Source organism: Geminicoccus harenae (genome assembly GCF_019800005.1).
GTDB lineage: Bacteria > Pseudomonadota > Alphaproteobacteria > Geminicoccales > Geminicoccaceae > Geminicoccus > Geminicoccus harenae.
In genome coordinates this window covers 43,377-57,630 of the sequence record NZ_JABGCL010000021.1, presented here as the reverse complement: position 1 = coordinate 57,630, position 14,254 = coordinate 43,377, and the positions used below count along the sequence as shown (strand labels likewise).

The window sequence follows — 14,254 nt, the reverse complement described above, 5'->3', positions numbered from 1 at the left end:
AGCTTCCGGTAGGCCGTTCGACCAAGGAGCAATCGCCATGTCCGAGAGCCGCCGGGATAATTCGCGCCGCATCCGCGCGCCCCGCGGGCCGGAGCTGACTTGCCGGAACTGGCAGGCCGAGGCGGCGCTGCGCATGCTCATGAATAACCTGGATGCCGAGGTCGCCGAGAAGCCCGAGGAGCTGGTGGTCTATGGCGGGATCGGCCGGGCGGCGCGGGACTGGCAATGTTTCGATGCGATCGTCGCCACGCTGAAGCGGCTGGAGGACGACCAGACCCTGCTGGTGCAGTCGGGCAAGCCGGTGGGCGTATTCCGGACCCATGCCGATGCGCCGCGCGTCCTGATCGCGAACTCCAACCTGGTCGGCCGCTATGCCACCTGGGAGCATTTCCACCAGCTCGATCGGCTGGGCCTGATGATGTACGGCCAGATGACCGCCGGCTCCTGGATCTATATCGGCACCCAGGGGATCGTGCAGGGCACCTACGAGACCTTCGTCGAGTGTGGCCGGCGCCATTACGATGGAGACCTCAGGGGCCGCTGGATCCTGACCGGGGGGCTGGGCGGGATGGGCGGGGCCCAGCCGCTGGCGGCGACCATGGCCGGTGCCTCGATGCTGGCGGTGGAGTGCCGGGCGTCCCGGATCGAGCGGCGCATCCAGACCCGCTATCTGGACCTGATGGCGCTCGACCTGGACGACGCGCTGGAGCGGATCGAGCAGGCCAACCGGGACAAGAGCCCGGTCTCGATCGGTCTGCTCGGCAACGCCGCCACCGTGTTCGAGGAACTGGCCCACCGCGGCATCCTGCCGGACATTGTGACCGACCAGACCTCCGCGCATGATCCGGTCCATGGCTACCTGCCGGCCGGGTGGACCGTGGAGGAGTGGGAGGAGCGGCAGGAGAGCAATCCCGAGGCGGTGCGCGAGGCGGCGCTGGAGACCATGGCGCGCCATGTCCGGGCGATGCTGGCCTTCCATGCCGCGGGCGTGCCGACCCTCGACTACGGCAACAATATCCGCCAGTTCGCCATGGAGGCGGGGGTGGACAATGCCTTCGACTTCCCGGGCTTCGTGCCGGCCTATATCCGGCCCCTGTTCTGCCGGGGCATCGGGCCGTTCCGCTGGGCAGCGCTCTCCGGCGATCCGGAGGACATCTTCCGCACCGACCAGCGGGTCAAGGAACTGATCCCGGACGACCGCCACCTCCACCACTGGCTGGACATGGCCAAGGAGCGGATCGCGTTCCAGGGCCTGCCGGCCCGGATCTGCTGGCTGGGCCTGGGCCAGCGCGCCCGGATCGGCCTGGCGCTGAACGAGATGGTGGCACGCGGCGAGGTCAAGGCGCCGATCGTGATCGGCCGTGACCATCTGGATTCCGGCTCGGTAGCCTCGCCCAACCGCGAGACTGAGGCCATGCAGGACGGCTCGGACGCGGTGGCGGACTGGCCGCTGCTCAACGCCCTGCTCAACACCGCGTCGGGCGCCACCTGGGTCAGCCTGCACCATGGCGGCGGGGTCGGGATCGGCTTCTCGCAGCATGCCGGCATGGTGGTGGTGGCCGACGGCACGGCCGAGGCGGCGCGGCGCCTGGAGCGGGTGCTGACCAACGATCCGGCCACCGGCGTGATGCGCCACGCCGATGCCGGCTACGAGATCGCGATCGACTGTGCCAAGGAGCAGGGGCTGGACCTGCCGATGCTGGGCCGCTGAGCATGCCGGGATGGATCGTGATCGCGGCCCTCCTGTCGCTGCTGGGCGTTGCCGCCTGGGGCTCGTGGCAGCTCTGGCAACAGCTGGACGGTGTCGTCATCGGAATGCACGGGCAGATCGCGCTGGCGCTGGGCGGCAGCCTGGCGCTACTGATGACCGTCCTGTTCATGGTCCTGATCTATGTGAGCCGGGCCAGGGGCTTCGACGGGCCGGAGGAAGAGGAGAGGGCGGCGGACGCTCGGCCGGGCGAGGCACAGGGGTGAGCGGCCAGAGCCTCCTGCTGGTATTCCTGGGCGGCGGGCTGGGGGCGGCCGCGCGTCACCTAGTCAATCTCGGTGCCGGCCGGCTGCTGGGCCTGGGCTTCCCGTTCGGCACGCTCATCGTCAACGTGCTGGGTAGCGCGCTCATGGGCGTGATTGTCGCAGGCGCAGCGCTGCGCTGGCAACTGCCCCAGGACGCGCGCCTGTTCCTGACCACCGGCGTGCTCGGCGGCTTCACCACGTTCAGCGCCTTCTCCCTGGACGTGCTGACCTTGTGGGAGCGCGACCGGCACGACCTGGCGCTCCTTTATGTGGCGGCCTCGCTGCTCCTGTCGCTCGCAGCGATCGCCTTGGCGATGTACGGCATGCGCCGGGCACTCGCCTGATCTAGCGTGCCGTCCGGCGGTAGTGGACGGTGCGGGGGCGGGATGCGCGAGGCGGGACGGAACCGGCGGCGGACGCGGCGGGATGCGGGCGCAGGCCCGGCGCAGCGCCCCTGGCGCCGGGTGGACAGCCACCTGGCACCGGTCGAGCCGCTCTCGGCCGACCAGATCGAGCAGATCCACCACGCTTCCCTGCGCGTGCTGGAGGAGATCGGCATCGAGTTCCTCCATGAGGAGGCGCGCGCGATCCTGAAGGCGGCGGGTGCGGAACTGGTGCCGGGCTCGGCCCTGGTGCGCCTCGACCGCGGCTTGGTGCTGGAACGGATCGTGGAAGCGCCGGCCGAGGTCACCCTGCACGCGCGCAACCCCGCCCACGACCTCAGGATCGGCGGGAACACGATCAACTTCGCGACCGTGGCGTCTACGCCCAATGCCCATGACCGCCGGGGCGGCAGGCGGCCGGGTTGCCTTGCCGATTTTTTGAACTTCGTCCGCCTGGGGCAGGCGCTGAACTGCATCCATCTGTTCGGCGGCTATCCGGTGGAGCCGATCGACCTGCCGCCGGCCACCCGTCACCTGGACTGCCTGGCCGCGTTCGCGACCCTGTCGGACAAGGCCTTCCACGCCTATGCGCTGGGCCATGCCCGGATCAGCGACGGGATCGAGATCGCCCGGATCGTCCGCGGGATCAGCCGGGAGCAATTGCTGCGCGAGCCGTCTTTGTTCACCATCGTCAACTCCAACTCGCCGCTCCGCCTGGACGGGCCGATGCTGGAGGGGATCATGGCGATGGCCAGGGCCGGCCAGCTCATGGTGCTGACCCCGTTCACGCTCGCCGGCGCCATGGCGCCGGCCACGGTGGCAGGCGCCCTGACGCTGCAGAATGCCGAGGCCCTGGCCGGGATCGCGTTCGCGCAGATGGTCAGGCCAGGGGCGCCTTGCGCCTATGGCGGGTTCACCAGCAATGTCGACATGAAGTCCGGGGCGCCGGCCTTCGGCACGCCCGAATACGTGCAGGCGACGCTGGCCGGCGGGCAGCTGGCACGCCGCTACCGGTTGCCCTACCGCTCGTCGAATGCGAACGCAGCCAACACGCTGGATGCGCAGGCGGCGTATGAGTCGATGATGTCGCTCCAGGCCGCGGTGATGAGCCACGCCAACATCGTCATGCATGCGGCGGGCTGGATGGAGGGCGGGCTGGTCGCGAGCTTCGAGAAGATGATCCTGGATGCGGAGCTGATCCAGATGCTGGCCGAGACGGTGCAGCCGATCCGGGTGGACGAGGACACGATCGGGCTGGATGCGATCCGCGAGGTGGGCCCCGGCGGCCATTTCTTTGGCAGCGCCCATACGCTCGCCCGCTACGAGACCGCCTTCTACCCGCCGATCGTCTCGGACTGGCGCAACAGCCGGCAGTGGGCTGAGGCGGGCGAGCCCACCGCCTATGACCGCTGCGAGAAGCTGGTAGCCGAGCTCCTGGCCGGTTTCGAGCCGCCGCCGCTGGATCCCGGGATCGCCGAGGAACTCGCCGAGTTTGTGGCCGGCCGCAAGGCGGAGGGCGGGGCACCGGCCTGACGGTCCAGGCACGACTGGCTGTTCAACCGGTCCGTGATTGGACGTCCGCCGGAATCCGGGCAGTTCTTCTGCATGCCACCTGTCCTGCCTGTGGACGGGGCTGGAGAATGGCAGGCTGCCGTCGGCAGGCGACTGTACAGTCCCGGGAAGTCGCGAACAGACGTCGTGTTGGCGAGAATATTCTGCATTCGCCAGCGTCTAGTCGGATGTTTCCTTGATTCACCTAAGTTAATGCCCCCGGTAGTCTGCAAGACGCTCACCGCGGCCATGCGAACAACGCGCTTCCACTCCCTGGCGTATTCAACTATCAGTAAAGAAACGGGTCAGGCAGGGTGTGGGCACATGTTTCGCGATTGCCGCAGCTTCGTCAGTCCTTGCCGACCGGAAGCTCATGGCGGCCTGGCAGCCGTCCATATCGACCCGAAATGCGGGCCGGCGCTGCTGCTGGCCGGCATGAACGGGCCCAACCGTCTGTACCGCTTCCGGGGCGGCCGGCTGGTCGACGAGGCCGACCCGGTCCTGGCCGATGCCGGCGCCGCCACGCTCGCGGTCGCCGGCGCCGACATCGACCGCGACGGCCGCGAGGAACTCTACCTGCAGAACTGCGAGGTGCTGGCCGGGCCCAAGCAGGCCCAGGACCGGCTGCTCACCCGGCTCGGCCGGAGCTGGCTGGACCGGTTCGACGACCCTTATGTAGAGCCGCTGCTCAACCGCCTGGCAGCCCGCAGCGTGGTGGCCTTCGACCGCAAGGGTGGAGGCAAGTACGGCTTCCTGGTGGCGGCCTATGGCGGGCCGATCCGGCTGTTCGAGATCGACGCCAGCCAGGGCCGGCTGATCGATTCCGCCCCGGCCGTGCACCTGGACGAGATCGTGGGCGCCAACGGCTTCGCCATCGCGCCCCTGGAGGGCGAGGTCACCGGCCTGTTCGTGGCGTCCGCGATCGGGCCGGACCTGTTCTTCCGCGCCAAGCCGGAGCGCACCTTCGCCGAGGTCGGTGCCAGCCTCGGCCTGTGCACCGAGCCGGGCGCGCAGGCGGCCCTGCCGGTCGACCTCGACCAGGACGGCCGGCTCGACCTCCTGCAGGTCGGCACGAGCGGGCCGCACCGGATGATGGTGCGCCGGGGCGAGGCCGACTGGCACGATGTGGCGCCAGCCCTGTTCGCCGAGCCGTCGCCGGTGCGCGGCGTGGTCGCCGCCGACTTCGACAATGATGGCTACCAGGAGATCTTCCTGCACCACCAGGGCGAGCCGAACCGCCTGTTCGGCTGGCGCGAGGGCCGCTGGCGCTCGCTCGACCCGGGCGACGCGCTGGAGCCGGCGGCACCGGGCCTGGGCTGCATCGCCGCCGACCTGGACGGCGACGGTCGGCTGGAACTGCTGACCAGCTATGGCGAGAGCGGCGAGGGGCGGCTCGGCTGGTTCGCCCTGGCAAAGGACAACGACCATCACTGGATCCGGATCGCGCCCTGCACCGCGGCCGGCGCGCCGGCCCGGGGCGCCCGGGTGACGATCGAGGCGGGCGGGCGGCGCCAGGTGCGCATGATCGACACGGGCAGCGGCTATCTCTCGCAGAACGAGCCGGTCGCCCATTTCGGGCTGGCCCAGGAGCGCCATGTCGACCGTGTCACTATCCTGTGGCCGGACGGCACCGAGATGTCGCTGCATCATCTGCCGGCCGACCGCACGCACTCGGTCCAGCATCCGGCCCGGCTGCGCGATCCGGTGAGCCGGCTCAGCCGCTGACCACCCGTTCCCCCTTTCACAGCTGCGAGCGGCCGGCCAGACTGGCCGCGTGAAGGGCAACGTCCATCCAACGCGCCGGCACTACCGCATCGGCCTGGGCCCGCTGCTGACCGGCGGCTCGGTCCTGTTCGTATCGGCCGTGACCGTCATCCTGGTGCTGTTCGCGCTGGTCAGCGCTCGCGAGGCGGCGATCGAGCCGCTGCGCCAGGGCACCAGGCTGTTCGTCGACGCGCTGGCGGCCCGGATCCAGGACCATCTGCAGACCGCGCAGAACCAGGGCGACTTCATCTCGGGCATGGTGGCCCGTGACCTGGCCGAGGGGGCCGGCGCCGCCCAGTTGACCGGGACGCTCACTGCCTCGCTGGCCGCGGCCCCGCAGGTCGCCTCCATCGTCTATCTGCGCCCCGACCTGACCGGGCTGGAAGTGAGCCGCGAACCCAGCGGTCCGGCGCGCGTGCAGATCCTGGACCTGTCGGGCAATGTGGACGCCCACCGGCACGCCCGGGAGGTGCGCGCGCAGGAGGGCGGCAGCTGGGGCCGGCCCTTCACCCTCGCCGGCAATCCCGGCCTCGCCGTGCTGAACTACCGGGTGCCGCTGCGGGACCCGCATGGCGGTGCCGAGCCCGGGATGATCGTGGTGACGCTGCGCTCGGACCGCCTTTCGCGCTTCATGCGCGAACTGTCCGCCCCGCCCGTGCGGGCCGCCTTCATCCTCTACGGCAGCGACCGGGTCCTGGCCTATCCCGGCTTCGACGGCAGCATGGGGAGCATGCCGAAGCTGGCGGAGATGCGCGACCCGGCGCTGCGGGCCCTGGTCCGCCCGTCGCCGGACGAGAGCTTCTTCGGTGAACGGGTGGACGGCACCCTCACGCTCCGCCAGGTGGATGGCCGGCAGCTCCTTTATCTGCTGCGCGATCTGCCGGGCTTTGCGCCCGAGACCCTGTGGGTCGGCGCCTATGTCGACCTGAACGATGTCGGGGTCGGGCCGGACCGCTTCTACATGATCGCCATGGTCGGGCTGTCGATCGTCGTGGCCGCCGCGGTGATGGCGGCACTGCTGGCGCGGCGGCTCACCAGCAGCATCCGGAACCTCGCCGACATCGCGGCGGCGATCGGCCGGGTCGAGCTCGACGAGCTTCGCCTGCCCCGGGCCTCGCGGGTGCGCGAGCTGGACGAGCTGGCGCGGGCCTTCGCCCTGTCGCTGCGCACCATCGGCGCGTTCGCGACCTATGTGCCGCGCCAGCTGGTGCGCCAGCTCCTGGCGGTCGATCCGGCCGACCGGCCGCCGTCCGAGCAACGCGAGCTGACCGTGATGTTCACCGACCTGTCGGGCTTCTCCCGCCTGGCGGAGCACCTGTCGGCGGAAGAGACGGCGCGGCTGCTGAACGACCATTTCCGCCGCCTGACCGCCTGCATCGTCGCGGAGGGCGGCACGGTCGACAAGTTCCTGGGCGATGCGGTCATGGCCTTCTGGGGCGCGCCGGAACGGCAGGCGGATCACGCGGCACGGGCGATCCGGGCTGCCCTGGCCATGCAGGAAGCCTACGGGGACGACCCGCTGCTGCGCGACCACGGCCTGGGCCTGCGCATCGGGCTGCATACCGGGACCGTGCTGGTCGGCGACATCGGTACGGCCGAGCGGCTGAACTACACGATCGTCGGCGATGCCGTGAATGTGGCGGCCCGGCTGGTGGATCTGGGCCACCAGGCCGGCGGCGGCAGGGAGGTGGTGGTCCTGCTGTCCGAGACCACGGTGCACGCGGCCGGTGCCGAACCGATCGTCGAGGATCTGGGCGATCAGCAGATGCGCGGCCGCTTTCGGGCCCAGCGGGTCTACCGGCTGCCGCGTCGCCCCCTGCCTGATGCTGATCTGAATGTCAGTCTAACTCATCTAACTCCGCATCCATGAAATGAAGTCGCCAGATTGTATGTATGACTTTGGTTATAGCGCGCTATAGCCCCGAGTTGGGCAAGATCCTTACACGCTTTACATATGTTGATATATTGTGCTGCTCCTGTCTGAGGCGGTACATTGCCTGTGCTGGATCGATATCGATCGGGCATCAACCACTCTGCATTGTCTCTTGGTTACCGCATTGACATCTTATTCCGACTGAGGCGGCCCGGCTGATTGTCCTCTGCGCCGGGCCGCTCTTTTTTTTGCCGTCGGATACGGAGGAGTCGGCGGTTCAGGGACTCGGCCGGCCGAGCCAGTCGGCGAGGATCGCCGGGACATCGCTCGCCAGCCGATAGGCGGGGCGCTCCGGGCGGTTCAGCAGCTCCGACGCCAGATCGGGCAGGTCCGCCGGTCGATCGCAGACAGTCAGCCCGTGCCTGGCCGCGAGCCTGCGGGCCAGAGGCGTCTGGTCATTGGCCGGATGCAGGGCGCTGGTTGCACCCTTGCGCGGGAACAGGATGATCGGAACACCTGAGCGCATCGCCTCGCCGACGATCCCCATGCCGGCATGGCACACCACCAGCCGCGCCGTCTGGAAGCGCGCCACCAGCTCGCCATGCGGCAGGAAGCGCTGCCAGCCCATCCGCTCCGGCAGGTAGCGCGACTGGCCGATCTGGGCGAAGCCCGGCAGGTCGAGCTCCATGCAGGTCCGGTCCGCGGCCTCGACCAGCGCATCGAACCCGGCGATGAAGGTGCCGACGGCCGCTACCAGCATCGCCATGGCCTGCCGGACGTGCTCACAGCAGCGGCCCGCTCGCCAGCACCGCGCGCGGGAAGGCCGCCAGCTTCTCCGGCCAGGGCACCACGAACAGGTGGCAGAAGGGATAGACCAGCCGGCCGGTCAGCGACGGCTCCAGCGTGCCGCTGGTTTCCACGAACACCACCTCGGCGCCCAGCAGCCGGCCGAGGATCAGGGTCGGCACGGCGACGTCGGCACCAGTGGACAGGATCAGAGCCGGGCGCTCCTTCAGCAGCACCCGGAGCGACTGGATCAGGTTGAGCAGCGTGCGGCCCGGCCGGCGGCGCGGGTGGCAGACCAGATGGACCCGCTCGCCCGCTGCCGGCTGGCGTCCGGACGCGAAGGTGACATGGTAGAGGTCGGTGAACCGGATCCCGGCCGTGGCCCGCTCCAGCTCGGCCAGATGGCCACCGGGCGAGTAGACCCAACAGGTCCGGCGCACTTCCACCATCATGCCACCCGTCCCTCCATGGCGGTGCCGGCGAGCTGGCCGAACCAGGCGGCCCGGCCCGGGAACGCCCGGTGCAGCCGGCCCAGCTCGTCCTTCACCACCAGCAGCGGCTCGTCCTGGTCGAAGCGGTGCAGGGCGTCCGGCCGGTCATAGGCGTAGAGGTCCAGCGGCACGCCCTGGACCAGCGCCCGGCTGCGCAGGCGCAGGAGCAGCCAGTTGGTCCGCCACCAGCCGAGGAGGCCCGGGGGGAACACCAGGCGCAGGTCGATGTCGGAGCGGTCGTTGGCCCGGCCACCCCGCGCGCGCGAGCCGATGAAGGCCGCCTCGGTCAGCCAGGGCAGCCGGGCGATCTCCCGGGCGAGGTCCCAGGTCGCCCGCTCGATGTGCAGGGCCTGGCCGCGATAGGCCCGGCAATAGCGCGCGCAGACCCAGAACTGGCCGTTGAGGAGGAAGTTCACGCTGTGCCCGACCAGGATGCCGGCAATCGCGGCCAGGGGTGCCGGCAGGTCGGCCAAGCCCAGAGGGAGGGCGGTCGCCAGCGCCAGCAGGGCGCCCAGGCCGATCCGGAAGGCCAGCTCCTTGGCCTGCATGCCGCGCATGCCCTGGAACACCCAGTTGATCGCCAGGATCACGAGGCAGCTCTGCAGCAGGTGGTCGAGCCAGGCGGCACCCGGGCGGATCGGGAAGTGCTTGCGCTTGGGCGGCGTGGTGAGGTTGGCAGGCGGCAGGCTCATGCGCTATTTCTATCATTAGTTGAAATTCTGTCGAGCGGACTCTATTCACAAGCCCATGCCCTCCGTGATCCCGGCCCTCCCGCGTCGCCTGGCCCTGACCCTGCTGGTGCTGCTGGCGGCCCTGGCCATGCTCAGCGCCGACCAGGCCGAGCGCCTGGCGCTGGGCGGGCTGCGCATGCCGGTCTTCCTGCTCGTCTGCCTGGTGCTGGCGGCTTTGTGCCTGATGCTCCGGCCGCGGCTGGACCCGGACGAGGCAACGGCGCCGGCCCTCCTGCTCCTGCTCGCGGCCGTCATGGCGGTCCTGGACCTGCAGGGGCAGGTCGATCCGCTCGACTACAAGCTGCTCCTCCCGGTCCTGGCCCTGCTGATCGCGGGTCCGCTCGCCGCCATGCTCGGGCCCTTGGACCTGCCGGGCCTGCTCTGGCGCCTCCTGGCCCTCTATGTCCTGGCCGCCTCGCTCAGCGTGCTGGTCCACGGCACCGAGGCGCTGGCGCGCGGTGCCGATGGCGTGGTGCGGATCGATGCCTCGGGCTCGCTGGTCACCCATGGCAGCATGTGCGTGCTGGCGCTCGGCCTGAGCGCCATGACCTGGTCGCGTGCCGGCGTGATCGGCCGCCTGCTGCGCCTCCTGGTCCTCGGTGCTGGCGGCCTCCTGCTGCTGGCCGCCGCCACCCGCACCCCCTTCCTGGTGCTGGCGATCGCCGCCCTGCTGGTCCTCGTCACCAGCCGCCGGCGCGGCCGCTGGCTGTCGGCCTGCCTGCTGCTGGCCGCCGTCGGGGCACTCGTCCTGCTGCTGCACACCCTGCTGATCGACGCTTCGCTCTGGCGGCGGCTGACGGCCGACGGCCAAGCCGAATGGTCGACCGGTCGCGCCGTGGCCATCGCCGGCTGGCTGGAGCGTGCCGCCGACCACCCGCTGGGCATGGGGCTGGGCACAGTGCGGGCCACGCTCGCCGACGGCAAGCCGTCCCTGGACGGGGACGCGATCTTTGACTGGCCGCACAACGAGGCGGTGCGCTTATGGGTGGAGGCCGGGCCGGCGGGGCTGGCCTTTCTCCTGGTGCTGCTCGCGACCCTGCTGGCGCAGGCGGTCCGAGTGGCCCGGCACCATCCCGACCCGGCCGCACGCGGCCTGGCCCTCCTGCTCGCGGCGGACGCGCTCGCACAAAGCATGTGCCAGAACTGGCTGAACAGCGTCTACCACGCCACCTTCCTGGTGCTGGCCCTGGGCCTGCTCGCCCGGCAAGGCCGGATCTTGGCCGAACATCCCGCCTGACACCTGCGCCGGCTTCGGCGTAGGCTTTTGGCGGGGAGGGAGGAGCCTCGTGGGGAGACGCGGATGGCCATGGAGCGCGGCAGGGACCGGGTCGATGCACGCGATCTGGACAAGGTGCGCGCCACCCATCAGGCGCTGACGCCACTCGGGTTCCTGGACTGGGCGGCCGACGTGTATGGCGGCCGCACGGGCTGCATCTACGGCCAGGAGCGCCGGAGCTGGGCGGAGATCCGCCGCCGCTGCCGCCGCCTGGCCTCGGGCCTGCGCGGGCTGGGCGTGCGGCCGGGCGACACCGTCTCCGTGCTGCTGCCCAACGTCCCGGCCATGCTGGAATGCCAGTTCGGCGTGCCGATGGCGGGTGCCGTCCTGAACGCCCTGAACGACCGGCTGGATGCCGTGACCCTCGCCGCCATCCTCGGCCATGCCGAAAGCACGGTGCTGATCACCGACACGACCTATGCGCCGGTGGTGCGCGAGGCGCTCGGCCGGCTGGCCCGGCCGATCCTGGTGGTGGACCTGGTCGACCCGGCGGAGGCCGGCCAGGCGCTGGGCCAGCTCACCTATGAGGAACTGCTCGACCAGGGCGACCCGGAGGCAGCGATGCCGCCGCCGGCGGACGAGTGGTCGCCCATCTCGCTCTGCTACACCTCCGGCACCACCGGGCCGCCCAAGGGCGTGATCTGCCACCATCGCGGCGCGTATCTGAACGCGCTGGGCAGCGCGCTGATGCTCGGGCTGCGCGCCGACAGCGTCCATCTCTGCACGCTGTCCATGTCCCACTGCAACGGCTGGACCCTGCCCTGGGCGGTCACCGCGGCCGGGGGTACTCATGTCTGCCTGCGCCGGCCCGAGCCGGCCCGGATCTTCCGGCTGCTGGTGGAGGAGCAGGTCACCCATCTGTTCGCCGCACCGCCGGTCCTGAACATGCTGGTGCATTGCCCGCGTAACGTGCTGGCGGTACTGCGCCGCCCGGTGGAGGTGCTGACCGGCAGTGCCGCCCCGGCGGACGCGGTCATCGAGGCGATGGAGGCGATGGGCTTCCGGGTGACCCATGCCTACGGGCTCGCGGAAGCGCACGGGCCGGCCATGTTCTCGGCACCGCAGCCGGCCTGGCAGGACCTGCCGTCGCCCGAGCGCGCCCGGATGATGGCCCGCCAGGGGGTGCGCTCCGCGATCCTGCCGGAACTGCAGGTGGCCGATCCCGTGACCCTGCGGCCGGTGCCCAACGACGCGACCACGCTGGGCGAGATCATGCTGCGCGGCCATACCGTCATGGCCGGCTACCTGAAGGATCCGGCCGCCACCGCCGAAGCGTTCGCCGGCGGCTGGTACCATACCGGCGACCTCGCCGTGGTCCACGCGGACGGCTATGTCGAGCTTCGTGACCGGGTCCAGGACATCATCGTGTCGGGCGGCGAGAACATCAGCTCGCTCGAGGTCGAGCAGGTGCTCCAGCGCCATCCGGCCGTGCTGGAGGCGGCGGTGGTGGCCCGACCGGATCCCGTCTGGGGCGAGGTGCCTTGCGCCTTCCTGATGCTGAAGCCGGATGCCAGGCGGCCCGACCCGGCCAAGCTGCTGCGCTGGCTGCGCCAGCAGCTCGCCAGCTACAAGCTGCCGCGCCGCTTCGTGTTCGGCACGCTGCCCAAGACCGCGACCGGCCGGGTGCGGAAGAACGAGCTGCGTCAGCGTGCCCGGCTGCTCGACTGAAGGCCCGTCAGGAACGGCACCACGGCCGCCGCGAACGCTGCCGGCCGCTCCAGCATCATCATGTGCCCGGCGCCCTCGATCCGGACCAGCCCAGCACCCAGTGCCGCGGCGAGCTCGGCACCCCGGGCGGCCGGCGTCATCCGGTCCCTGGCACCCGTCACCACCAGGGCCGGCATGTGCAGGGGCACCGGCTCCGGCCGGGCGGCGTCGCAGGCCCGCAGGTCCCGGGCCAGCACGCCCGGCCGCGAAGCCGCCAGCAAGGCCATGCCGCCGCCGGCCAGGCGGACGCCGGGCGTGGCGGGGGCTGCCAGCCGACCAGCCGGGGCGATGGCGAAGGTGGCGACCATCCGTGCGGCCTTGGGCAGGTCGTGCTCCGCCGCCTCGATCAGGGCCGGGTTGACCGGCATCCTGGCGGCGGCACCCGCCAGCACCAGGCCAGCGCAGCGCTCCGGCTGACGCAGAGCCAGCTCCAGCGCCACCAGCGCGCCCATGGAATGGCCGACCAGGCAGGCAGCTTCGATGCCCGTCTCGTCCAGCACGCCCATGACGAACCGGGCATAGGCCCCGATCGAGTCGCAGCCGGGCGCGGTCGAGCGGCCGTGGCCCGGCAGGTCGAGCGCCAAGCTCGGGACCGAAGGCAGGTCAGGATCGCGGGCGGCCAGCATCCACACGGTCCGGTCCATGCCGGCACCGTGCAGCCAGACGATCGGCACCTGCCTGTCCGCCCTTGCCGAAGCCTGCTGTTCCGCCATGCCGTGCTCCCTCCTGGAGCCCCATTCTGGCAGGCTCAGAAGGTGATGTCGCTCCCGGGAGCCTGGCCGATCGAGAGGCCGAGCGCGTCGACGTTGCCGCCGAGCGTGATCTGGTAGCTGGCGCCGCCGGCACTGTAGACGATCTGGCCGGCATCGATCGCCTTGACGCCGGAAGCTCCGGCCAGGCGGATCTGGTCCTCGCCCTTGACGAAGTCGGTGATGGTGAACGAGCCGGAGAAGGCCTCGAACCGGTCGCGGCCGGCGCCGCCGCTCGCCACATCGCCGGCATCGACGAACAGCATGTCGTCGCCCTTGCCGCCGGACAGGATGTCGGCGCCGAGCCCGTCGTTCAGCGTGTCGTTGCCCGTCCCGCCCAGCAGACGGTCGTCGCCGCCAAAGCCCATGAGGGTGTCGTTGCCGGCAGCACCATGCAGGACATTGGCGGCGGCACCGTCGCGGATCACGTTGGCGACGTTGTCGCCGATGATGTCCAGGCCGCCCCGGCCAAGCCCCTCGTCATAGATCGCGGTCTGGATGCGCTCGACCGTGCTGGACGCGGACAGGGCATGGCAATGCGCCGGATCATCGTTGAGGCCGGCCTCGGCCAGCAGGGCGGTCGGGGTCCCGCTGCCGAGATAGACGACACCTTCATCCCCCAGGAGGTCGTAGAGCTCGGTATTGAGCTGTACGGTGTCGTAGCCGGCTCCGCCATTGACGATGACGCTCCGGCCCTTGACCGACATGAAGTCGTCACCGTCGCCGCCGCGGATCTCGCGGGTGTGGGCTCCGCCGATGATCACGTCGTCGCCGCCGCGGCCATCCAGCAGTGAGGTGCGCGGGCCGGCATGACTGTCGGTGATCCGGTCGTCGCCCTGGCTGCCATACACCACCATGTGCTGGGTGGGCGTCCCGGAAAGGGTGAAGGTCCGATTATCGTCGGTGAGCTGGATATATAGGGTCATGCCG

Annotated in this window: 13 protein-coding genes; 8 read left to right on the top strand and 5 right to left on the bottom strand. The window is 70.6% G+C overall.

Annotation, left to right across the window (positions count from 1 at the left end; genetic code table 11):
- The first annotated feature begins 37 nt into the window (after positions 1-37).
- From hutU to HLA95_RS28960, 6 genes are all read left to right on the top strand, one after another.
- Positions 38-1,711 (top strand): urocanate hydratase, encoded by a 1,674-nt coding sequence (gene hutU, locus HLA95_RS18670; RefSeq protein WP_191061093.1) that lies wholly within the window; start codon positions 38-40, stop codon positions 1,709-1,711.
- 2 nt (positions 1,712-1,713) lie between these two features.
- On the top strand, positions 1,714-1,974 hold the full coding sequence (locus tag HLA95_RS28385; protein WP_223861652.1) for a hypothetical protein: 261 nt from the start codon (positions 1,714-1,716) through the stop codon (positions 1,972-1,974).
- The gene (gene crcB, locus HLA95_RS28380; protein WP_223861651.1) at positions 1,971-2,357 is read left to right on the top strand and encodes a fluoride efflux transporter CrcB; all 387 of its coding nucleotides are present in this window, start codon (positions 1,971-1,973) and stop codon (positions 2,355-2,357) included. Before HLA95_RS28385 ends, crcB begins: the two co-directional genes overlap by 4 nt.
- A 42-nt stretch (positions 2,358-2,399) precedes the next feature.
- Positions 2,400-3,929, top strand: a complete 1,530-nt coding sequence (locus tag HLA95_RS18660; protein ID WP_222184136.1) for a trimethylamine methyltransferase family protein — start codon at positions 2,400-2,402, stop codon at positions 3,927-3,929.
- Between the two features lie 342 nt (positions 3,930-4,271).
- Positions 4,272-5,672, top strand: a complete 1,401-nt coding sequence (locus tag HLA95_RS18655; RefSeq protein ID WP_222184134.1) for a CRTAC1 family protein — start codon at positions 4,272-4,274, stop codon at positions 5,670-5,672.
- A gap of 49 nt (positions 5,673-5,721) precedes the next feature.
- On the top strand, positions 5,722-7,581 hold the full coding sequence (locus tag HLA95_RS28960; protein ID WP_222184133.1) for an adenylate/guanylate cyclase domain-containing protein: 1,860 nt from the start codon (positions 5,722-5,724) through the stop codon (positions 7,579-7,581).
- Between the two features lie 280 nt (positions 7,582-7,861).
- On the opposite strand, the gene HLA95_RS18645 is transcribed toward HLA95_RS28960, so the two are convergent.
- Genes HLA95_RS18645 through HLA95_RS18635 form a run of 3 tightly spaced genes read right to left on the bottom strand, consistent with a single transcriptional unit; the run spans position 7,862 to position 9,553 of the window.
- Complete coding sequence (locus tag HLA95_RS18645; protein WP_191060995.1) at positions 7,862-8,344, bottom strand: glycosyltransferase; 483 nt, start codon at positions 8,342-8,344, stop codon at positions 7,862-7,864.
- Positions 8,345-8,366: 22 nt separating this feature from the next.
- Positions 8,367-8,822 (bottom strand): glycosyltransferase family 28 protein, encoded by a 456-nt coding sequence (locus tag HLA95_RS18640; protein ID WP_191060994.1) that lies wholly within the window; start codon positions 8,820-8,822, stop codon positions 8,367-8,369.
- Positions 8,819-9,553: a nucleotidyltransferase family protein gene (locus tag HLA95_RS18635; RefSeq protein WP_191060993.1), complete on the bottom strand. Its 735-nt coding sequence runs from the start codon at positions 9,551-9,553 to the stop codon at positions 8,819-8,821. Before HLA95_RS18635 ends, HLA95_RS18640 begins: the two co-directional genes overlap by 4 nt.
- 55 nt (positions 9,554-9,608) lie before the next feature.
- Here HLA95_RS18635 and HLA95_RS18630 point away from each other — a divergent pair, with 55 nt between their 5' ends.
- Both HLA95_RS18630 and HLA95_RS18625 read left to right on the top strand, forming a co-directional pair.
- Positions 9,609-10,829, top strand: a complete 1,221-nt coding sequence (locus HLA95_RS18630; RefSeq protein ID WP_222184130.1) for an O-antigen ligase family protein — start codon at positions 9,609-9,611, stop codon at positions 10,827-10,829.
- 69 nt (positions 10,830-10,898) lie between these two features.
- Positions 10,899-12,536 carry an AMP-binding protein gene (locus HLA95_RS18625; protein ID WP_222184163.1) on the top strand — a complete coding sequence of 546 codons (1,638 nt, stop codon included), beginning with the start codon at positions 10,899-10,901 and terminating at the stop codon, positions 12,534-12,536.
- Here the strand turns inward: HLA95_RS18625 and HLA95_RS18620 are convergent.
- Positions 12,512-13,288: an alpha/beta fold hydrolase gene (locus HLA95_RS18620; protein ID WP_222184128.1), complete on the bottom strand. Its 777-nt coding sequence runs from the start codon at positions 13,286-13,288 to the stop codon at positions 12,512-12,514. The genes HLA95_RS18625 and HLA95_RS18620 overlap by 25 nt on opposite strands.
- Before the next feature lie 35 nt (positions 13,289-13,323).
- Positions 13,324-14,250 (bottom strand): calcium-binding protein, encoded by a 927-nt coding sequence (locus HLA95_RS18615; RefSeq protein ID WP_191059093.1) that lies wholly within the window; start codon positions 14,248-14,250, stop codon positions 13,324-13,326.
- Between the last annotated feature and the right edge of the window lie 4 nt (positions 14,251-14,254).